Below are 20,318 nucleotides of genomic sequence, written 5' to 3'. Positions count from 1 at the left end.
CTACTTCCCTTCAGTTAAATATTGATCGAGCATATCCTCTTTAATTCGTTTTAGTTCTGTTCTCGGTAGCATACTTAATAGTTCCCATCCAAGATCTAACGTTTCTTCAATCGAACGGTTTGTATCGAATCCTTGATTGACATATTCTTCTTCAAAACGTTGGGCAAAAGCTGCGTAAATTTTATCGACATCGGAAAGAGCTGATTCTCCTAAAATGACAGCTAATTCTTTGGCTTGTTTCCCTTGTGCATAGGCTGAGAACAATTGATTCATCGTTGCTGCGTGATCCCCGCGCGTTTTGCCTTCGCCAGTTCCTTTGTCTTTAAGACGGGAAAGTGATGGCAATACATCAATTGGTGGTTGGATACCGCTCTTATATAGTTCCCGGGACAAGATAATTTGCCCTTCTGTAATATAGCCAGTTAAATCGGGAATTGGATGTGTTTTATCCTCCTCTGGCATTGTTAAAATAGGAATCTGTGTTACGGAACCTTTTGAGCCACGAATTCGGCCTGCTCGTTCATACAACGTTGCTAAGTTCGTGTAAAGATAACCCGGGTAACCACGACGTCCTGGAACTTCACGGCGTGCTGCTGAAATTTCTCGCAACGCTTCGCAATAATTGGTCATATCCGTCATGATAACTAAGACATGCATGCCCTTTTCATAAGCTAAATATTCAGCGGCTGTCAAAGCCATTCTAGGTGTTGCAATCCGTTCAATGGCTGGATCATTCGCTAAGTTCATAAACAAGACTGAACGATCAATTGCGCCTGTTTGACGGAAATCTTCCATAAAATATTCCGCTTCTTCAAAGGTAATCCCAATGGCCGCAAAAACTACGGCAAATTCTTCTTCACTATTTAACACGTTGGCTTGTCTGGCAATTTGTGCCGCTAATTCTTTATGAGGTAAGCCAGATGCTGAAAAAACAGGTAATTTTTGACCACGAACTAAGGTATTTAAATGGTCAATCGCTGAAATCCCTGTTTGGATGAACTCATCGGGATAATCACGAGCAAATGGATTGATAACTTCGCCGTTAATATCTAATTTTTTCTCAGGTAATAATTCTGGTCCATTATCTTTTAAGCGACCTAAGCCGTCAAAAACGCGCCCCATCATATCTGGCGAAACCCCTAATTCTAAAGGATGTCCCAGAAAGCGAACTTTTGAATCACGAATATTGATATTACTCGTTCCTTCAAAAATTTGGACCATCGCTTTATCTCCATTGATTTCTAAAACTTGCCCTTGGCGAATTTCGCCATTTTGCATGCGTACTTCAATTAATTCTTCGTACTTTACGCCTGCCACTTTTTCAACAATCATCAGAGGACCAACGACTTCATTGATTGTGCGATATTCTTTAATCATTCGTCATTCCTCCTTCAGCAATGATTTCTTTTATCGTTGTTTTAATTTCTGCTTGTAAACGATCCAATTTTTCTAATTCTTCTTCTGGTAAATACTTGCTACGAGCAATGCGATCACGGATTTCAACTGTTCCCGCCATTAACTCAGAGAAATAAGTGCCTAAACTTAAGGCTTTTTGACCTTCTTCACCAAAAGTTAGAATCAATTGCAACATTTTCGCTTGTTTGGTTCGAGAAGTGAACGTATCCACGTCATCAAAAGCATTTTGTTGCAAATAGTCTTCCCGTAATGATTTGGCTGTTTCCAACGTTAAACGGTCTTTATCCGACAAGGAATCAATCCCAACCAAGCGAACAATTTCTTCCAGTTGAGATTCTTCTTGTAAAATCCGCATCCCTTCAGCTACCATAGCGGCCCAGTTCCCTTGCAATTCCAAGTCTAAATATTGCCCTACTTCTGTGGAGTAAAGAGAATAACTTTGCAACCAGTTAATAGAAGGAAAATGACGTTTTTGTGCTAATTGAGAATCTAAGCCCCAGAATACTTTAACAACGCGTAACGTATTTTGTGTGACAGGTTCTGATATGTCCCCACCAGATGGCGAAACCGCACTAATCGCCGTAATGCTTCCTTCACGATGATCTTTTCCTAACGCGATGACTTGTCCTGCTCGTTCATAATATTCAGCTAAGCGACTACCTAAATAGGCTGGATAGCCTTCATCACCAGGCATTTCTTCTAACCGACCACTCATTTCTCGTAACGCTTCTGCCCAACGAGAAGTAGAATCCGCCATAATTGCGACTGAGTAACCCATATCACGGAAATATTCTGCAATGGTAATCCCTGTATAAATCGAGGCTTCCCGTGCCGCTACCGGCATATTTGACGTATTCGCAATTAAAATCGTCCGATTCATCAAAGACTCACCAGTTGTTGGATCAATTAATTCTGGAAATTCATTTAAAACATCTGTCATTTCATTCCCGCGTTCCCCACAACCAACGTAAACGACTAAGTCGACATCGGCCCACTTGGCAATTTGGTGCTGAACGACTGTTTTTCCAGCGCCAAATGGTCCTGGAACTGCTGCCGCTCCTCCTTTCGTAATTGGGAAAAAGGTATCAATTACGCGTTGTCCGGTCACCATCGGTACTTTGGGACTTAGTTTTTCTAAAATGGGACGTCCCCGCCGAACGGGCCATTTTTGCATCATGCTAAAACTTTCTGTTCCTTTAGCCGTCTCCACTGAGTAAACTGTTTCATCAATGGCAAAGTCACCTGCTTTAATTTCGGCAATCGTTCCTGAAACGCCGAAAGGCACCATAATTTTATGTTGAATAATCGGTGTTTCTTGAACCACACCGACGATGTCACCTGCCGACACTTCTTCACCAACTGCCACAGTCGGTTCAAACGTCCATTTTTTCTCACGATCTAACGCATCAATTTTAACGCCACGGCCTAAAAAGTTACTGTGGGTTACTTCTTGAAATGTATCCAATGGTCGTTGAATACCATCAAACATTTCGGCAATTAAACCTGGGGCTAATTCAACAGATAATGGTTCTCCTGTTGAAATAACTGGTTCTCCTGGTCCAATGCCTGTTGTTTCTTCATATACTTGAATCGAAGCGACGTCGCCTCGCATTTCAATAATCTCTCCGATAACGCCTAAATCTCCTACATGACAAATGTCTTGGATACTAGCATCTGACATGTTTTCAGCTAAAATCAAAGGGCCTGAAACTTTGACAATTTTTCCAATTTGCACGCTCATTCTCCTTTGCATTATAAAATATTTTGTCCAATTGCTTTTTCAACATTTTTTTCAATCTCACTTAAACCGATTCCGATTGTACCATTATGACTTGGGATTAAAATAATCGCTGGTGTCACTTGTTCTTTGTATCGTTCAATCGTTTCTTCTGCTAAAGTAGAGGCTTCTTCCGTTATGAAAATGACCCCAAACTTATTTTTTGCCATAGTTTCAATGGCTTCTCTAACTTGCATTTCTGAAATGGCATGATGGACCTCAAAGCCAAACAGTTTAAATGGTAAGATTGAATTTTTGTCTCCAATGACACCAATTTTATACCCCATTGACTTTTCGCATCCTTTCTCGAATTTTTTCATTTGAAAACCCACTATGTTTTCCGACCAAAATTAAACGTAGATTTTTCCATTCAACCTCTTTCGCATTCAAAAAGGCTAGTAATGGGAGCGGCCCAAAAGCAACCGTTCGCCCGTTTTCATACATTGAGGTCAGGTAATCATCTTTGAGTTTTTCAAAAGCCAATAAATTTAATTCATTGGTTTCTTTATTGATAATCTTTTCTAATAGTTGTCCGTAATTCGTTGTTCTGACAAATGCTGTAAATTCTACAAGTGACTTTTCCGCATAGGTCAACAGCTCTTTCTTTGAGAGACTGCCAGCGCTAGAAAGCACGGTTGATAAAAAGTTGCTGTTTTGATGTTGAACAATCCCTCTAGCCATCGTTGATAGATTGGTTAAATCAATAAAAGCGATGACTTCCTTCGTTAACTCTTCATAGCCCAATTCATCCGCTAATTTTCGCTGTTGCTGTAAAAATGCTCGATCATAAAGGATATCAATTGCTTGCGGCAAACCGCCTTCTTCCAGATAGGCAAAAACATCACGGATCACTTCTAATAATGCTGGCTCAAGTTCGGAAGAGTTTTTTGTATGAATGGCACTTTTGACTGTGTTTAGAGAATAACGACCATCTTCTAAATAAAGATAATCAAAATCTTTACCTGTTTGCTTAGCTTTCGTCAAAATTTTCAAGTTATGGAAGGTAAAACGCATCGTATACAACGTTACTACAGCTGGTTCTGGAGCCATTTCATATAACCAGCGATAAAGACTTCCCAGCGCTTCAGAAGAATGGTAGTCAAATTTTTCTTCAAAAGTTTCGGTTAAATAAGGTTGATAAACCGTACTTTTTAACATATTTTTAACGTCTTCAACTGTTTCCGCTTCTAAAAGTTGTTGAAACTGTTGCTCAGAAAGCAGCTCCGTTTCTTTTAAACGAATCAGCGGATTAATTTGATGATACGTTGGTTTTCTCATGCTACGTCCTCCCTTCTTAACTGAAAAGTTTTTCTGCTACTTTAAAGCCTTCTGTTTTTTGAATCTCTTCAACTAATGCTGAAAAGAGAAAATTATAATCCAAACCGTCTTTTGCAACGATAAAGCCACTTTCTTTTGGAACAACTTCCTCTGAAAGCTCCCATTGAACAGTAGCATCAGAAAGGGCGGTCAGCCATTCTTGCGTCACTTTCGTTTGAGAATACTCGCCTAAAAGAATGGTCGCTTTTCCTGTTAATTCAAGGGAACCTAATTGTGCTTTCATAAATTGTTGAAATTCTTCCGCTGACCATTCACTCATCTTTAAGACCACTTCATCAAATAATTGGTTAAGATATGCTTGTTTTTTATTTAATGCATCCTGACGAATTTCTAGTGTTTGCCGTTGTTGGCGTTGTTTAAATTCTTTTAATAATTGTTGTTGTCGTTTTTCTATTTCATGTTCTTGCTTCAGCAAAATTTCTTGTTGTGCTGCTTGGAATTCTTGATCGATGCGCGTTTGTTCACTGGTGACATAGGCTTCGACTTCTTGCTTTCCTTGCTGCTTAATTTCACTGATGATTTTTTCAATGGCATCCATCCATCTGCCTCCTCAATTATTTGACGTTCAATACAAGTAAGAAGGAAATTACGAACCCTAAGATGGCATAAGTTTCAACCATGGCAGCATAGATAATTCCTTTTGTTGCATGTTCTGGTTTCTTCGCTAAAATTTGGATCCCCGCAGCGGCTACACGTCCTTGGGCAATCCCAGAGAACAATCCTGCAAAAGCAATTGGTAAAGCTGCTACAAAATAGTTCAATCCTTGAACCATACTCATATCGTTTCCTAAGTTAATATAAATTAAGAAAGCAATAACGAAACCGTATAGTCCTTGTGTACCTGGTAATAACTGTAAAATTAACGCTTGACCAAATTTTTCTGGCTGCTCCGTCGTTAAAGCTGCTGCTGCTTCCCCAGTAAAGCCAACCCCTTTGGCTGATCCAATCCCAGCAAAAATTGTCGCCATCGCCATTCCTAATACTGCAAAAACAATTCCACCATTATTATTAATTAAGTAATCCATCATCTCTATTTTCCTCCAATAAATAATTTTCTATTTTTTCTCAACATTGACATACTTTTCTTTTGTTTTTAGCGGATTAAACGCCCGGCCACCGCCTGTGTAAAATTTTCCAAAGAACTCAACATATTGCAAACGTGCGCCATGAACATACGCACCTAATAACGATAAGAATATGTTTAACGCATGTAAAACAATTAACAGCAAGATGCCCACGCTAAAACGGGCAACTGGCGGCATGAACTCTACGAGCATATTAAACGCTGAAGCAATACTTCCCCCAGCAATTCCTAACGCCATCAAACGTGTATAACTAACTAAATCACCGACATAACCTGTCACACCGTATAGTCCATACAGTCCTTTGGCTAAGCCTTTTAATTTGGCCTTCGATTGAATCATTGGAATCACAATAATTGCAATGGCAGAAAGGCTTGCTAAAATCGCACCTGCTGTAAATAAGCCTTCATTTTTAACCACTAATTTACCAACGACTAACAATGCTAAACCAAACAAAATCCCTAACCAAGCGTAACTTTCGTTAATACTATCTAAATAGCGCTTTTGTTTTGATAACTGAATCCCATTAATCATTAAACCGACAACCAATTGGATAAACCCAAAAATAACCGATAAAATAAGAATCGTATTTACATCTTCGGTCGTTGATAAAATCGGAAATGGTGATTTGATTCCAAACATTGTTGGCGGTAATGTTGCACCGAAAAACGAACCGTAAATGAAGCCCCAAATAATTGTTGGAAATGATAAAATCAAGAAAAAGTCGGCAAAACGCTTCATGCCTCTCGGTAAGACAAATGCTTTCAACGCAATAATAGACAAGAGTAGCATCAGTAAGCCATAGCCAATATCCGCTACCATCATGCCAAAAAAGACTAGATAAAACGGCATCATCGCAGGTGTCGGATCAACTTCTTCATATTTTGGTAAGCTATACATCTCTGTTAACATTTCAAACGGCTGCACCAGTTTATTATTCGCTAGTTTAACTGGTATATCCGTCTCAATTTCCGCCTTCGTAGGATTTTCAAAAGTAAGAGCTATTTCGTCCTTAGGAACTTTTTCTTCAATCGCTGTCAAAATCTCGGCTTTTTCTTCGACTGGAATCCACGTTTGCAAGATGAAAAATGATGAAGCATTTAACAAATGTTGACGTGCTTGTTCTCTTTGGATAACCGCCAATAAGACTTCTTCAGCCAAGCAAAACGTTTCATAAAAATCATGATAAGAAGCCAGTTGTTGCTTTAAGGCTTTTTCTTCTTTTTGTAAAATTTCATATCGTTCTTTGACTTGTTGATATGCCTCTTTAGGTGGAACATCATAACGGTATTGGAGTGGTTCAAAACTATATTGGTTTAATAACTCGGTTACACTCTGCTGATGTTCCTTCAGGTAAACGAGTGTAAAGTAACTATGATGCATACTTTGATAAATTTCTTCAAAATAAACCGTTGGCCATTGAGACAAAGCGCTCAAGAAACTGGCTTTATTGGCTAGATTTATCGAACCATGAACGACATAACTACTTTTTAACTGTTGTTTATGCGGTAAAATATCCAGATATTGCCAGCGGCCTAATAATTCTTCTTCGGCTTCTAATCCTTGACGATCCGTTTGAATTTGTTTCAAAGATTCTTGAATATTCTTTAATTCCGTCAAATAGCTTTGTAATGTTTCTTCATCAAAGGTTTGTTCCAACTCTTCTAAGGTATAGACTTTTCTTTTTATCTTTAAGCCTTTTCCTGAAGAGCGTGTCAAAAATAAAAGAAGCTCTTGCAATTGTTGTAGCATCGTTTCATATTTACGTAGCTGTTCAGTTGACTGTTCTGCTTGTAAAAAAGAATATTGACTCTTTAAGGCTTGTTCTTCTTCAGGCGAATGAAAAATCCGTTTTACTTCGACAATTTGCAAGCCTTGAATGGCTTGTAGAATTGCTGCTTCTTTTTCGGCAGCGGCAATTATTGTCATTTTTTCCATTTTACTAACTGCCATAAACGTCTTTCACCCTCTCAATAATTGAATCAATGACTTGTTCTTTGTTCGCTTCATAACGTTCGTGAAGCGCTTGTTCAGTGCGCTTTGTTTCATCTAAAAGTTGTTCTTTTTCAAGTTGTAACATCTTTTCTTGCGTTGCTAGTGAATCCGTCAGCACTTTTTCAACAGCTTCTTCACTCTCTTGACGTAGTTCAGCTAAACGTTCTTGCTTCTGTTCTTCATATAAACGACAATTCATCTTAGCTTGTTGCCGATGCTCTTCCACCGCATCTTCCGCTGCCTTGATTTGCTCTAGTACTTCTTGTACCATTGTCTCCACCTCCTTAGTTTTTACACCTTTAGCATATAAGAAAAAGGACTAGCGAAATAGAGATACGCTCAGCCCTTTTGTTTTAGGTATGCAAAAAGGCGCAAACTCAAAAATTGTTCTTCTCACCCCTTGAAGAACTGAATCCTTGAAGCTTTCGCCCAACCATTCTTTATTCAATACTCTACCATCTTAGCAAAGTTTTTCGCAAAATTCAATACTTACCCAAATGAATTAAAATAACAAATTTTCACTTTTATAATAGGTAATAAAAAGGCATTATTTTTTCGCTTTATAATTATTGATCTTGAATTTTTTTCACATAGATGTGCTATACTTACGTAAACAATTAAATTTATTTGGAGGGATCTCTGATGAATATACGATATATTTCAATCTCTGGTAATACACGCTCATTTGTTCAACGTTTAACAACTTATGCTGAAGAGCAACATCAGCAAAACGAAAAAAATCCTACGATTACTTTCAAAGAAATTTCGAAAAATTCTCCGTTAGAAGTAGAAACAGAACCATTTTTTACCTTTGTGCCTACCTATTTAGATGGTGGCGATGGCATCAACAACGGCAATACCGAAATTTTAACAGAAGTCATGCGAGAATATCTTGCTTTTGAAAATAATTATCGTTATTGCTCTGGCGTGGTGGGCAGCGGCAATAAAAACTTTAATCACCAATACTGCCTGACAGCTAAACAGTATGCGGAACAATTTAACTTTCCCTTCTTAGCTGACTATGAATTAAGAGGCACCCAAGCGGATATTGAACGAATTTATGCTATTTTAAAGGAAAACCAATAAGCAAGTTTCATTACTAAAAAGCTCACCTATGATAGACTACATTTTGAGGTGAAGAAAAATGAGAAATACATGGTTAGCAGAACAACTTCAGTCAATCAGTGAAGAACCCAATTCTTTTATTATCGAGGAAACCATCAAATATATTGAACAATTAGAAGATGATAATGAAAGTCTTCAAGTTGCATTAGAAGGAACTATTTGGAGTCCTAAAAAATGGAACGAACCTTTGGAAAAATAATTTAAACAGAAGAAAAGAGCCAGAAACGTAAGTGTTTCTGGCTCTTTTCTTCTGTTATTTACAAATTATAGGCGTGCATTTAAATCTTTTGCTAATTCTTCAAAACCTGGTTTACCTAATAAAGCGAACATGTTGCGTTTGTAAGCTTCAACACCTGGTTGGTCAAATGGATTAACCCCATTTAAGTAACCTGAGATGCCCACTGCAATTTCGAAGAAGTACATAACATAACCTAATGAATAAGCATCCATTGTTGGCACTTTAACGATCATGTTTGGCACACCACCATCTGTGTGAGCAAGCAACGTACCTTCGAACGCTTTTGTATTGACGAAGTCAATTTCTTTTCCTTGTAAATAGCCTAGGCCATCTAAGTCTTCATTTTGTTCTGGAATTGAAATGCTATGGCGTGGATTTTCAATTTTAACTACTGTTTCAAATAAGTTACGCATACCTTCTTGAACATATTGACCCATGGAATGTAAGTCAGTTGAAAAGTCTGCGGCTGCTGGGAAAATACCTTTGCCATCTTTTCCTTCTGATTCACCGTATAATTGTTTCCACCATTCAGAGAAATAGTGCATGCCAGGCTCATAGTTAATTAACATTTCAGTTGTTTTACCTTTACGATATAAAATGTTACGTAACGCAGCATATTGATAGGCTTGGTTTTCTTTTAAGTCGCTCGTTGCGCCGTATTCTTTACGTGCATCATTTGCACCTTCCATTAAACGATCAATATCAGCACCGCTAACAGCGATTGGTAAAAGACCTACTGGCGTTAAAACAGTGAAACGGCCGCCCACATCATCAGGAATCACAAATGTTTCCCAACCTTCCGCATCAGCTTCAACTTTTACTGCTCCTTTAGCACGGTCAGTTGTCGCATAAATACGTTTATTGGCTTCTTCTTTGCCATATTTATTAATTAGTAACTCTTTAAAGACGCGGAAAGCAATCGCTGGTTCTGTCGTCGTTCCAGATTTTGAAATAACGTTGACAGAAAAATCACGATCACCAATCACATTGATTAAATCAGCTAAATAAGTTGAGCTGATGCTATTTCCAGCAAAGAAGATTTGTGGCGCTTTCCGTTCTTCTTTTGATAATAGATTATTAAATGAATGTGTCAAAAATTCAATTGCTGCACGGGCACCTAAATATGAACCACCGATACCAATGACTACTAATACCTCAGAGTCAGATTGAATTTTTGCTGCTGCTTTTTTAATGCGCGCGAATTCTTCTTTGTCATAGTTTTCTGGTAAATCAATCCAGCCAGTAAAATCATTACCAGCTCCTGTACCTTCACGTAATGCTTTGTCCACTGCAGTGACTTGTGTTTGCATGTATTCCAATTCATGGTCAGCAACAAATGGTGCTAATTTGGAATAATCTAATTGAATGTGTGACATTCCTTTTCCTCCTCGAAAGTAAACTTACTACATGTATACTTTACGTGTTTTTAGACATTTTTTCAAGCAAATTCTTTTGGATAGACCAATTGTTTAATTTTAACTATTTAATTAGAGATATTTATTCTCTTAATCAAACAAACCAATAAAAAATGCTAGGAAATCCTAGCATTTTTTGTTATTAAACAAGTCCTTGACTCAGCATCGCTGCCGCTACTTTTTCAAAGCCAGCAATATTCGCACCTAAAACAAAGTTATCTCGTGCCTGATATTCGTTAGCTGTATCACGACAAGTCTCATAAATGTTTTGCATAATTTGATCTAGCATACCGTCAACTTTTTCAAAGGACCAAGCTAAACGTTCAGCATTTTGGCTCATCTCTAATGCAGAAACCGCAACACCACCTGCATTAGCGGCTTTACCTGGACAATAAATTACAGCTGATTTAGCAAAAACGGCGACTGCTTCTAGTGTACAAGGCATATTTGCGCCTTCTGCCACGACTTTCACTCCATTTTTCACTAAAATAGCGGCTTGCTTTTTGTTGATTTCATTTTGTGTTGCACATGGTAACGCAATATCATACGCTGTTTCGAAATCCCAAACAGATTCTTTGTCATAATAAGTTGCGCCTTTACGTGTTTCAACATATTTTGAAATGCGTTCACGATTTTTTTCTTTTAGTTCTTTTACTAACGCCACATCAATTCCTTCTGGATCATAAACAAAACCAGACGAATCGGAACATGTGATTACTGTAGCGCCTAGCTCAATTGCTTTTTCCATGGCATAAATTGCGACATTCCCGCTACCAGAAACAGCGACTTTTTTGCCTTCAAACGTATCGTTTTTATCTGCTAATAAATGTTTAACAAAATAAACCGTTCCATAACCCGTCGCTTCTGTTCTTGCTTGGCTTCCCCAGTATCCTAAAGGTTTTCCAGTCAACACTCCTGCATCATAGTTGCGCAAGCGTTTATACATGCCAAACAAATAACCAATTTCACGAGCGCCTACGCCAATATCGCCTGCTGGAACATCTGTACTTGGACCAATATGTTTTTGAAGTTCGGTCATGAAACTTTGACAAAAGCGCATCACTTCAGCATCTGACTTACCTTTTGGATCAAAATCACTACCGCCTTTGCCGCCACCGATTGGCAAACCAGTTAAACTATTTTTAAAAATTTGTTCAAAGGCCAAAAACTTCATCACACTTAAATTCACACTTGGATGAAACCGCAAACCACCTTTGTATGGTCCAATCGCTGAATTATATTGGACACGATAGCCTCTGTTCACATGCCAATTGCCCTGGTCATCTTGCCACGGCACACGAAATTGAAAAATACGTTCAGGTTCAATCAAGACACCTAAAACATTTGCTTCAATGTATTGAGGATTTTTTTCTAAAAAACCTTCTACGGTTGGTAAAAACTCATCGACTGCTTGTAAATATTCTGTTTGACCTTGGTCTAATTGGTGAATCTTTTCTTGAATATTTTTAACATATTGTTCTGCGTCCATTTAATCATCCTCTCATTGTTATAGGTTTATTTTAACTGAAAATTCAAAAATTACCATAGTCAAACGTTTATTTTTTCCTTAAATCCAGAAAAAATCCTGTAATTATGGTACACTACCTATTGAATTGGAGGAGAACTATGAAGAAATTTGATGTAATTATTGTCGGTGCTGGGACGAGTGGTATGATGGCCACGATTGCGGCCGCAGAAGCTGGTGCTCAAGTATTATTGATTGAAAAAAATCGCCGTGTTGGGAAAAAATTATTAATGACTGGTGGCGGCCGCTGTAATGTAACCAATAATCGGCCCGCAGAAGAAATCATTTCATTTATTCCTGGGAATGGAAAATTTTTATACAGCGCATTTTCACAATTTGATAACTATGATATCATGAACTTTTTTGAATCCAATGGTATTCACTTAAAAGAAGAAGATCACGGACGCATGTTCCCTGTTACAGATAAATCGAAGTCAATTGTTGATGCGCTATTTAACCGCATTAACGAATTAGGAGTCACTGTTTTTACAAAAACACAGGTCACAAAATTACTACGAAAAGACGATCAAATAATTGGCGTTGAAACCGAACTGGAAAAAATTTATGCACCGTGTGTTGTATTAACAACTGGCGGCCGCACTTATCCTTCCACAGGAGCAACTGGTGATGGCTATAAACTAGCCAAAAAAATGGGGCATACCATCAGCCCGCTCTACCCTACCGAATCACCTATTATTTCTGAAGAACCTTTTATCCTTGATAAAACGTTGCAAGGTCTCTCTTTACAAGATGTTAATTTAACTGTTTTGAACCAAAAAGGAAAACCTTTAGTTAATCATCAAATGGATATGCTGTTTACACATTTTGGCATTTCAGGACCTGCCGCGCTCCGCTGTTCTAGTTTTATTAACCAAGAATTAACTCGCAACGGTAATCAACCTGTCACGGTAGCCTTGGATGTGTTTCCGACAAAATCTTTTGAAGAAGTGCTGAAAAACGTTGATTACATGATTGAGGAACAGCCAAATAAAGTGGCAAAAAATGCCTTTCATTCTTTAATACCAGAACGTCTGCTCACTTTTTATCTAGAGAAACTAGCAATTGAAGAAGTGCCTGCCAAACAACTAACAGAAAAGCAACGTCTTTCCTTTGTGGAACTACTGAAAGACTTTCAGTTCACTGTTACGAAAACATTGCCTTTGGAAAAATCTTTTGTCACAGGCGGTGGGATTTCCCTCAAAGAAGTGACCCCTAAAACAATGGAGAGCAAATTAGTCAATGGCTTATTTTTTGCTGGTGAACTTTTAGATATTAATGGCTATACTGGAGGCTACAATGTTACAGCTGCATTTGTCACTGGACATGTTGCTGGCTCCCATGCCGCAGAAATTGCAGAATACACCTATTTACCAATTGAAGAAGTCTAAACAAAAGGTCGCTATTTTAGCGACTTTTTGTTTACTTTTTTTATTTATCAATAATTTTCCCGTTTTCTAAATAAATAGTGCGGGTGGCTACTTTTTCCACAAACGTTTCATCATGCGAAGTGAAAATTACTGTTCCTTGATAGGCACTTATAAATTCTTCAAGTGCTTGGATTGTGTCTAAATCAAGAAAATTGGTGGGTTCATCCAATAAGATAATATTATTTGGTTCTATAAACAATTGCGCCAAAGTAATTTTTATGGCTTCGCCACCACTTAGAGAAGATATCTTTGTCTGTAAATTTTCTTGTTGAAAACCTAGCCGATATAAAAGTGAACGCACAATCTTTTCAGAATAATTTGTCCGCTTCAATAAATAAGTCAACAGTGGTTCATCATTTTTTAATCGATAATCTAATTGATGATACGTTCCTAACCGGACTTTGGGAGAAAAGTAAATGGCCGGGTGACGAGCTTTAATTTGTTGAAGGAAGGTACTCTTCCCAGCACCATTTTTTCCACAAAGTGCTATTTTTTCGTTTAAAGGAATTTGAACGTTCACTTGGTTAAGAATTGTTCGATTCTCATAAGCGAAAGTTAAATTTTCAATTCTAATTGGATATGGATTGTATAAAGAGAACTGATTATTAGTAGGAAAAATAATTTTTCGCTTTTGTTTTGCTTGCGCAACATCGGGTAATCTGTCAATTCTGGCATTAATCGCTTTCGCTTGTTTTTGGAGTGCTTTTTGTACGGTATCTTTTTGTTTAGAACCAGCTAAACGACTAGGTTTAATTTGCTTTTGTTTTTGTTTTTTTGAAACATGACTAGATTTTTGCGCTTGTGCTTGTTTCTTTGTGTAAGATTCCTGTAATTTTTTCTTTTCCTTTTGATACTGATGATAGACATTATATCGTGTTTGCTGTTCCAATTCTTTTTGACGACAATAGGCATCGTAGTTTCCTAAATATTCTTTGACATGTCCATCCGAAACTTCCCAAATTTTCTCTGCTAATTGATTCAAGAAAAAGCGATCATGACTAACAAACAAAACGGTCCCATAATAATACGTTAAATCTGCCACTAACAAATGACGATGTTCTTTATCTAAATGTGTGGTTGGTTCATCTAAAATAACCCCGGTTGGATACTCTGAAAATAATGTTGCTAAGCGTTTTTGGACTTTTTCGCCACCACTTAGTTTTTGATTTTTCTGATTTAGCAAACAGTTTTTGTCAGCTTTCTCTGATTCATTCGTTATTTCTTCAGCTACTTGTGCCAAGTAATGAAAGTCGTTCAATCTTTGAACTTTTCCTTTGTCTGATTGAATCTTACCCATAATTAAATTGAGCAGTGTTGATTTTCCTGCACCGTTTTTACCAATAATCCCAATTTTTTCATTTTCATATACAAATAATTCATCAATTTCTAGAATTGGTTTTCCCGAAAAGTGAATACTTACTTCTTTCAGATGAATACTTAATTTTTTCATTTTGCCTTCTTCTTTCATTTCTGAAACGAAAGAATCTTGGGTACGCAAAAAAGGACAGCCTAATCGCTATCCTTGTAGTTTCGTATAAAAGTACACACGTCACCCATGAATTTTAATTTCAGACTTTTTGATAAGATTTATTCAATTTATTTTGTCAAAAAGTCAATCCAAATTCTGATAGATGCCAACATACAATTATACCTCCTCGTTTAATTACTCCCACATTAACACCTCTGCTTTCTTTTGTCAATTCTGCCCCTAAAATGAGAGAATCGGACTTTAGTAGGATACAATTTTACCGAAACTATGGCAAAATAAAGACGGAGGTGAAAACCATGAAGATTACATTGACACGAAAAACATCAGCTTGGGGCGCGTTACGCTATTTTACATTTTATAAAAATGGTGTGCATCAAGGGAAACTTTTTACTAATGTACCTATTGAAATTGAGGCTGATCCTGGGGATGTTTTAACGTTCTATGAAGGCTGGTTCCAATTTTATCGGCGCATTGAAGTTACTGAAGATACCAAAGAAATCACGATTATCAATTCTAAAAAATTGCAACACGTTTTTTATACCTGTGTCGTCTTATTTTTAATTTTAACGCTATTATTCCTTTCCGCACAGAAACTTTCGACATTTATTATTGCTGAAATTTTAATTTACTCTGGTATTCAGTGGCTGTTCCGGCAACAAACCTATCATTTTACTGTCAAGAAAAAAACGGAACCCTTTGCTTCCTATTCTAAAAAAAGTATCGCACACTAAACGAATCTTTAGCGTGCGATATTTTTTAATTACTTTTCATTAATTCGGCCACATATGTGACTGTTTCTGGTTGTGTTTCTTCAATTTTATTAATCGCATCTGCAAAATTCGGTAAATGCGCTTTGTGGGCAATTAATAATTCGTCCAACAAGGTCTTCGCCATGACGCCGCCAGGAACTAATGGATTAATAGTGAAAGCATGCAATGCTGCGCCGTAATCACCATTGATGGCTGCTCGAATAACCGTTTCTTCCATAGCTTTCATATTTTGAATAATTCCTCGTGCTGCTGGCGGAAAGGCCCCCCAGTTGTAAGGTTCATGGCCATGAGCTGTCACAGGTCCAGATACTTCTACAACACAATCATACGGTAAATCAGTAATTGTCCCATTATTTTCAGTAGAAACAACCATATCCGTTCGTTTATCATTATAAATTGATGCAATCATTTCACAAGCTGCATCGCTATAGTGTGTGCCGCCCCGTTCTTCTAATTCTTTTGGTTTGTAATCTAGTTTGGGATCTTTATACAATTCAAACAGACGACCTTCCGTTTCTTTAACCACTTGTGCTCTTGTTTCGCCCCGTTCATACTCTTCGATGGAATGCTTCAACATCTCATCTTCAATATAATAATAGCGATGATAACCACATGGTAACATTCCTAAATCTTTTAACTGTTCATAATGGAACGGCGCATCAAAAATATTTTTCAAATGACTTTCTTGCTCTTGCTTAGGTCCGTAAATTAAATCAATGAGTTCTTGTGTTCGCTCTTGTCCTTCTTTGTCCCAAACACGGTGCCAATGGAAATGATTAATTCCAGCAAATTTAAAGAATAAGTCTTCTTCTGGAATTCCCAGCATTTCGGCCGCTTGTTTTCTATGACCAATCGGCACATTACATAAGCCAACTGTTTTTTTCCAACCGCCATGTTTAATTGCAGCTTCCGTAACCATTCCAGCTGGATTAGTAAAATTCACTAACCAAGCATCTGGGCAAAGGCGTTTCATATCGTCAATAATAGCTAAAATGACAGGAATTGTTCGAAATGCTTTAAACATTCCTCCCGCGCCATTTGTTTCTTGGCCTAATACTCCATGGGACAAAGGAATCCGTTCATCTTTAATGCGAGCATCTAATAATCCTACACGAAACTGTGTTGAAACAAAATCCGCCCCTTTTAAGGCTGCTTCACGGTCCAATGTTAAATGAACTTCCCAATCTAAACCAGCAGCTTTAATCATGCGCTTCGCCATTGCACCTACGATTTCCAATTTTTCTTTACCAGCTTCAATATCGACTAACCAAATTTCCTTAATTGGCAGTTCATCTTTTCTTTTAATGTATCCTTCAATTAATTCAGGTGTATAACTAGAACCGCCACCAATTGTTGCAATTTTTAATGCTCCTCTTGTCATCCGTCTTCTTCCTCCTTGATTAAATTGTTATCGTTTACATCTTTAGGATAAATTATGGGAATGTTCCCATGTCAAGCACTATTTTCAAAAAAATGTATGCTATACTTCTTATAAGAATACATTCCACTTTGGAGGTAAAAAATGACGTCTATCATTGATGTAGCAAAAGTTGCCGGTGTCTCGAAATCGACTGTTTCTCGCTTAATTTCTGGAAAAGGATATGTGAGTGCCGATAGTCAAGAAAAAATTCTCAAAGCAATGAAAGAATTAAATTATACCCCGAATTATGTGGCGCGGAATTTACGAGCAGGTGCCACAAAAACCATTGGCTTTTTAGCCCCTAGCTATTTAGGTTCCTTAGGTATTTTCTTGAATCGCTTTATTTCAATTGCCAAAAAATACAATTATTCCGTAACCTTATTTTTTACAGATGGCGATCAGCAGAAAGAAATTGATGCCTTGAACCAATTAAAATACAAACAATTAGATGGCTTGTTTTTATTGACACGAACAAATGAATGGTCAGTGATTGAGCCATACAGCGCGTATGGTCCTTTAGCAACCTGGCATCGTATCGATTCACCTAATATATACTCTTCCTACATTGATCATTACTCTGGTTATTATCGTTCCTTAGAATATTTACAACAACAAGGATACCAAAAAATTGGTCATGTCCTCGGTAATCCCGAAAATTTAAACACGCACGCACGAAAACGTGCAATGAAAGATTTTTATGAAAACACTCAGGCACCTTGGCAAGCTGAGTGGCTGATTAATGATCAGTATACTAACCATTCTGGTCGCAAAATTGCCCATTACTGGCAACAATTAACCGACAAGCCAGAAGCTTTGGCCTTTTATAATGATCACGTAGCAGCTGAGTTTATTTCAGAACTTGAAAATCTAAATTATGCCGTTCCTCGCGATGTCGCTGTCATTGGCTTTGATAATAGTTATGTCAGTGAGTTGATGCATATTACGACTGTTGATTATGCCATTCAGTATCAAGCCGAAAACTCATTTATTTACCTATACAACCAATTAAATCAGACGAACATTCCTGAAAAAAAATTAACCGTTCGTCTAGTTGAACGACGAACGGTGCCTAAAAAAGACCCGGCAGATCAGTCACTTTGACTGATTTACCGGGTCCTTTTAGAGTTAAACAAAAATTATTTATGCTTTTGTTCATTTTTTAAAATAGAAATTGACTGTTTTAAGGATTGAATCATGCCGCCTTCGCTGTATACAAGAACGTTTGATTTGTATAAACGAGCAGAGAAGATTGTTAAAATAATTCCAAAGACTGCCAAAATCACTAATGAGACAATTGCTTCCATTGTTGATGCCGTTTCGGTCGCCAAGCGTACTGGCATAATGTATGACGAAATCAGCGGAATAAAGGAAGTCACTTTCACCACGATATTTTGTGGATCATTCGTCCCAAACGTAATGCCAATCATATAACCGATTAAACCAATATACATGATGGGCTGAACTGCTTTTGCTGTATCCTCTGGTTTGGAAACAAGAGAACCACAAAGTGCTGCCAAAACAGCAAAAACGAGAATACCAATAATGAAAAAGCCTAATGTAAAAATAAAGGTTGATGAAAAAATACTTTGTGGTGAAATACCACTTAATAGACTTTTCATAAAATCAAGATTTTTCAATTGAGAATAGCCGAGAACAAACGCCACTCCGTAAATGAAAATTTGTGTTAAAGCTACTAGAATAACCCCAGTTAATTTGCCATAAAAATGGGTTTGCGCTTTTGTACTAGAGAGAATAACTTCCATGATTCTAGTGCCTTTTTCAGAAGCAATCTCTTGGGCAATAATTGAAGAATAACTGCTGATGAAGACAAATAACAAAATTGTTATCCCCATTGCTAACGCCATTTGAATCCCTGTGTTATCTTCTCCTGTTTTTATTTTGCCATTTTCATCAAAACTAATTTTGGCTTTTTTAAATGTTGCTTGTTGATTCAACATGGCAACTTGCTCAGCTGTTAGGTTTAAACGATTGGCATTCGCCATTGTTTGTAATTGGTTTAACATTTGAGGAATTAGCATCTCGGTTGCATTTCCTAAAGAGCGTTCAGAGTAAAGCTGACCAGAAATCTGATTATCTGTAGTGTCCAAAAGTAAATAGGCATCAATTTTCTCGTCTTTTAATTGTTCTTGGGCCTTTTTCTCAGAAGAAACAGCTTTGAAAGAAAAGTCCTCTGTTTTATTCTTTGTCAACTCTTTAACCAGCGTTTGGTTTTCCGAAACCAGACCAATGGTAGTATCTCCTGAAAAACCGCTAGCTAGAGAGCCCGCTAAGTAAACAATTCCTACAAGAAGAAATGGCGCTAAAATCATGATTAAGAAAGACAGCGACTTCACATTTTTCTTATAGACATCAGTCGCAATAATCCAAAATTTACTCATCTTGCCCACCTACTTTCATTTTGAAAATTTCTTCCAATGTTGGTGGTTGTTGATTAAACATTGGAATGTAGCCGTTGGCTGTTGCTTTATCAAACAACACTTTGCCCACTTCAGCGTTTTCTAATGTCGCTTCTAAGACGCCATCTTGTCGCAAGTGTGCTTCTTTCACACCTGCTGTAGCAGCAACTTCCTCAACAGATAACGGTGATTCTAAGAATAATTTTGTTCGACCAAATTGTTGTCGAATTTCATGAACCTGACCATCTAAAACCATGCGTCCATTTTTTAACATGACTAAATGGTCACAGATTTTCTCCACATTGTCCATATTATGACTGGAAAAAATGACACAAGAACCTTGATTTTTCAATTCAATAATGCCGTCTTTTAATAATTCTGCATTAACTGGATCCAAGCCACTGAATGGTTCGTCTAAAATAATTAACTTCGGTTCATGAATAAGTGTCGCAATCAATTGAACTTTTTGTTGATTTCCTTTTGATAAAGATTTAACTTTATCTGTTTTTTTGCCTTTAACTTGAAATTTTTCCATCCAAAAGTCAATTTTAGGTTCAATTTCTTTTTTAGTTTTCCCCCGCAACGAAGCGAAATAAATTAGTTGGTCTTCAATCGTAATTTTAGGATATAAACCCCGTTCTTCTGGTAAATAACCAATAATATTGTACTCTTTTTCATTTAATGGTTGACCATTCCATAAAACCGACCCGCTATCTTGTGTTAAAAAATTTAAAATCAAGCGAAATGTAGTTGTTTTCCCGGCACCATTTTGGCCAATTAATCCTAAAATTTTCCCGTCCGGTATCGTAAAGGATACATGATCAACTGCTTTAAAATCCCCAAAGGTTTTGACTAACTCTTTTACCTCTAACACATAAACGCCC

Annotated in this window: 19 protein-coding genes and 1 other annotated feature; of the genes, 5 read left to right on the top strand and 14 right to left on the bottom strand. The window is 37.4% G+C overall.

The annotated features are described in order from the left end of the window. Genes IGK72_RS06275 through IGK72_RS06240 form a run of 8 tightly spaced genes read right to left on the bottom strand, consistent with a single transcriptional unit; the run spans position 1 to position 7,879 of the window. On the bottom strand, positions 1–1,377 hold the full coding sequence (locus IGK72_RS06275) for a V-type ATP synthase subunit B (RefSeq protein ID WP_070415851.1): 1,377 nt from the start codon (positions 1,375–1,377) through the stop codon (positions 1–3). Beyond that, positions 1,370–3,151: a V-type ATP synthase subunit A gene (locus IGK72_RS06270; protein ID WP_002371187.1), complete on the bottom strand. Its 1,782-nt coding sequence runs from the start codon at positions 3,149–3,151 to the stop codon at positions 1,370–1,372. Before IGK72_RS06270 ends, IGK72_RS06275 begins: the two co-directional genes overlap by 8 nt. A 17-nt stretch (positions 3,152–3,168) precedes the next feature. Beyond that, a complete protein-coding gene (locus tag IGK72_RS06265; RefSeq protein WP_002357676.1) occupies positions 3,169–3,480 on the bottom strand; it encodes a V-type ATP synthase subunit F in 312 nt (103 codons plus the stop codon). Further along, positions 3,470–4,471 carry a V-type ATPase subunit gene (locus IGK72_RS06260; protein ID WP_023895099.1) on the bottom strand — a complete coding sequence of 334 codons (1,002 nt, stop codon included), beginning with the start codon at positions 4,469–4,471 and terminating at the stop codon, positions 3,470–3,472. The genes IGK72_RS06265 and IGK72_RS06260 overlap by 11 nt, the downstream gene beginning before the upstream one ends. A gap of 16 nt (positions 4,472–4,487) precedes the next feature. Beyond that, positions 4,488–5,069 carry a V-type ATP synthase subunit E gene (locus IGK72_RS06255; protein WP_002365627.1) on the bottom strand — a complete coding sequence of 194 codons (582 nt, stop codon included), beginning with the start codon at positions 5,067–5,069 and terminating at the stop codon, positions 4,488–4,490. Positions 5,070–5,085: 16 nt separating this feature from the next. Then, the gene (locus tag IGK72_RS06250; protein WP_002363905.1) at positions 5,086–5,559 is read right to left on the bottom strand and encodes a V-type ATP synthase subunit K; all 474 of its coding nucleotides are present in this window, start codon (positions 5,557–5,559) and stop codon (positions 5,086–5,088) included. A gap of 27 nt (positions 5,560–5,586) precedes the next feature. Next, positions 5,587–7,566: a V-type ATP synthase subunit I gene (locus IGK72_RS06245; protein WP_023895100.1), complete on the bottom strand. Its 1,980-nt coding sequence runs from the start codon at positions 7,564–7,566 to the stop codon at positions 5,587–5,589. Further along, a complete protein-coding gene (locus tag IGK72_RS06240; protein WP_002381927.1) occupies positions 7,556–7,879 on the bottom strand; it encodes a V-type ATPase subunit F in 324 nt (107 codons plus the stop codon). The genes IGK72_RS06245 and IGK72_RS06240 overlap by 11 nt, the downstream gene beginning before the upstream one ends. 116 nt (positions 7,880–7,995) lie before the next feature. Beyond that, positions 7,996–8,043 (bottom strand) — a sequence feature (sodium ion sensor (DUF1646 type); this cis-regulatory element may regulate processes involved in with the transportation of sodium ions). 207 nt (positions 8,044–8,250) lie between these two features. On the opposite strand from IGK72_RS06240, the gene nrdI reads away from it, so the two are divergent. Together nrdI and IGK72_RS06230 are read left to right on the top strand one after the other, a co-directional pair. Continuing rightward, the gene (gene nrdI, locus IGK72_RS06235) at positions 8,251–8,694 is read left to right on the top strand and encodes a class Ib ribonucleoside-diphosphate reductase assembly flavoprotein NrdI (protein ID WP_070415853.1); all 444 of its coding nucleotides are present in this window, start codon (positions 8,251–8,253) and stop codon (positions 8,692–8,694) included. A 58-nt stretch (positions 8,695–8,752) separates the two neighbouring features. Continuing rightward, a complete protein-coding gene (locus IGK72_RS06230) occupies positions 8,753–8,932 on the top strand; it encodes a hypothetical protein (RefSeq protein ID WP_002357684.1) in 180 nt (59 codons plus the stop codon). Positions 8,933–8,997: 65 nt separating this feature from the next. Here the strand turns inward: IGK72_RS06230 and IGK72_RS06225 are convergent, their stop codons facing one another. Together IGK72_RS06225 and gdhA are read right to left on the bottom strand one after the other, a co-directional pair. After that, positions 8,998–10,347, bottom strand: a complete 1,350-nt coding sequence (locus tag IGK72_RS06225) for a glucose-6-phosphate isomerase (RefSeq protein ID WP_002357685.1) — start codon at positions 10,345–10,347, stop codon at positions 8,998–9,000. Positions 10,348–10,528: 181 nt separating this feature from the next. After that, positions 10,529–11,875 (bottom strand): NADP-specific glutamate dehydrogenase, encoded by a 1,347-nt coding sequence (gene gdhA, locus IGK72_RS06220; protein ID WP_002384561.1) that lies wholly within the window; start codon positions 11,873–11,875, stop codon positions 10,529–10,531. A 137-nt stretch (positions 11,876–12,012) separates the two neighbouring features. On the opposite strand from gdhA, the gene IGK72_RS06215 reads away from it, so the two are divergent. Next, positions 12,013–13,299 carry an NAD(P)/FAD-dependent oxidoreductase gene (locus tag IGK72_RS06215; protein ID WP_002357691.1) on the top strand — a complete coding sequence of 429 codons (1,287 nt, stop codon included), beginning with the start codon at positions 12,013–12,015 and terminating at the stop codon, positions 13,297–13,299. Positions 13,300–13,339: 40 nt separating this feature from the next. Here IGK72_RS06215 and abc-f read toward each other — a convergent pair whose 3' ends face one another. Beyond that, positions 13,340–14,806, bottom strand: a complete 1,467-nt coding sequence (abc-f, locus tag IGK72_RS06210) for a ribosomal protection-like ABC-F family protein (RefSeq protein WP_002388087.1) — start codon at positions 14,804–14,806, stop codon at positions 13,340–13,342. A 245-nt stretch (positions 14,807–15,051) separates the two neighbouring features. Here abc-f and IGK72_RS06205 point away from each other — a divergent pair, with 245 nt between their 5' ends. After that, entirely contained in the window at positions 15,052–15,558 is a 507-nt protein-coding gene (locus tag IGK72_RS06205; protein ID WP_002366637.1) for a hypothetical protein, read from the top strand. 25 nt (positions 15,559–15,583) lie between these two features. Here IGK72_RS06205 and IGK72_RS06200 read toward each other — a convergent pair whose 3' ends face one another. Continuing rightward, on the bottom strand, positions 15,584–16,978 hold the full coding sequence (locus tag IGK72_RS06200; RefSeq protein WP_002357694.1) for a 6-phospho-beta-glucosidase: 1,395 nt from the start codon (positions 16,976–16,978) through the stop codon (positions 15,584–15,586). 141 nt (positions 16,979–17,119) lie between these two features. Here IGK72_RS06200 and IGK72_RS06195 point away from each other — a divergent pair, with 141 nt between their 5' ends. Further along, a complete protein-coding gene (locus tag IGK72_RS06195) occupies positions 17,120–18,118 on the top strand; it encodes a LacI family DNA-binding transcriptional regulator (protein ID WP_002363900.1) in 999 nt (332 codons plus the stop codon). A 35-nt stretch (positions 18,119–18,153) separates the two neighbouring features. Here the strand turns inward: IGK72_RS06195 and IGK72_RS06190 are convergent, their stop codons facing one another. Next, positions 18,154–19,416 carry an ABC transporter permease gene (locus tag IGK72_RS06190; protein WP_002404204.1) on the bottom strand — a complete coding sequence of 421 codons (1,263 nt, stop codon included), beginning with the start codon at positions 19,414–19,416 and terminating at the stop codon, positions 18,154–18,156. After that, positions 19,409–20,308: an ABC transporter ATP-binding protein gene (locus IGK72_RS06185; RefSeq protein WP_002357699.1), complete on the bottom strand. Its 900-nt coding sequence runs from the start codon at positions 20,306–20,308 to the stop codon at positions 19,409–19,411. The genes IGK72_RS06190 and IGK72_RS06185 overlap by 8 nt, the downstream gene beginning before the upstream one ends. Between the last annotated feature and the right edge of the window lie 10 nt (positions 20,309–20,318).

Source organism: Enterococcus sp. DIV0183 (assembly GCF_050541505.1).
Taxonomy (GTDB): domain Bacteria; phylum Bacillota; class Bacilli; order Lactobacillales; family Enterococcaceae; genus Enterococcus; species Enterococcus faecalis.
Note: the sequence above shows the minus strand (reverse complement) of the source record. Positions and strands in the feature narration are given on the sequence as shown.

What these genes read in the sequence shown, in the direction of transcription:
- IGK72_RS06230 (WP_002357684.1), top strand. Translation starts at nt 8,753, where the DNA reads ATGAGAAATACATGGTTAGCAGAACAACTTCAGTCAATCAGTGAAGAA.
- IGK72_RS06275 (WP_070415851.1), bottom strand. Translation starts at nt 1,377, where the DNA reads ATGATTAAAGAATATCGCACAATCAATGAAGTCGTTGGTCCTCTGATG.
- nrdI (WP_070415853.1), top strand. Translation starts at nt 8,251, where the DNA reads ATGAATATACGATATATTTCAATCTCTGGTAATACACGCTCATTTGTT.
- IGK72_RS06200 (WP_002357694.1), bottom strand. Translation starts at nt 16,978, where the DNA reads ATGACAAGAGGAGCATTAAAAATTGCAACAATTGGTGGCGGTTCTAGT.
- gdhA (WP_002384561.1), bottom strand. Translation starts at nt 11,875, where the DNA reads ATGGACGCAGAACAATATGTTAAAAATATTCAAGAAAAGATTCACCAA.
- IGK72_RS06225 (WP_002357685.1), bottom strand. Translation starts at nt 10,347, where the DNA reads ATGTCACACATTCAATTAGATTATTCCAAATTAGCACCATTTGTTGCT.
- abc-f (WP_002388087.1), bottom strand. Translation starts at nt 14,806, where the DNA reads ATGAAAGAAGAAGGCAAAATGAAAAAATTAAGTATTCATCTGAAAGAA.
- IGK72_RS06255 (WP_002365627.1), bottom strand. Translation starts at nt 5,069, where the DNA reads ATGGATGCCATTGAAAAAATCATCAGTGAAATTAAGCAGCAAGGAAAG.
- IGK72_RS06265 (WP_002357676.1), bottom strand. Translation starts at nt 3,480, where the DNA reads ATGGGGTATAAAATTGGTGTCATTGGAGACAAAAATTCAATCTTACCA.
- IGK72_RS06215 (WP_002357691.1), top strand. Translation starts at nt 12,013, where the DNA reads ATGAAGAAATTTGATGTAATTATTGTCGGTGCTGGGACGAGTGGTATG.
- IGK72_RS06240 (WP_002381927.1), bottom strand. Translation starts at nt 7,879, where the DNA reads ATGGTACAAGAAGTACTAGAGCAAATCAAGGCAGCGGAAGATGCGGTG.
- IGK72_RS06250 (WP_002363905.1), bottom strand. Translation starts at nt 5,559, where the DNA reads ATGATGGATTACTTAATTAATAATAATGGTGGAATTGTTTTTGCAGTA.
- IGK72_RS06245 (WP_023895100.1), bottom strand. Translation starts at nt 7,566, where the DNA reads ATGGCAGTTAGTAAAATGGAAAAAATGACAATAATTGCCGCTGCCGAA.
- IGK72_RS06195 (WP_002363900.1), top strand. Translation starts at nt 17,120, where the DNA reads ATGACGTCTATCATTGATGTAGCAAAAGTTGCCGGTGTCTCGAAATCG.
- IGK72_RS06205 (WP_002366637.1), top strand. Translation starts at nt 15,052, where the DNA reads ATGAGAGAATCGGACTTTAGTAGGATACAATTTTACCGAAACTATGGC.
- IGK72_RS06260 (WP_023895099.1), bottom strand. Translation starts at nt 4,471, where the DNA reads ATGAGAAAACCAACGTATCATCAAATTAATCCGCTGATTCGTTTAAAA.
- IGK72_RS06190 (WP_002404204.1), bottom strand. Translation starts at nt 19,416, where the DNA reads ATGAGTAAATTTTGGATTATTGCGACTGATGTCTATAAGAAAAATGTG.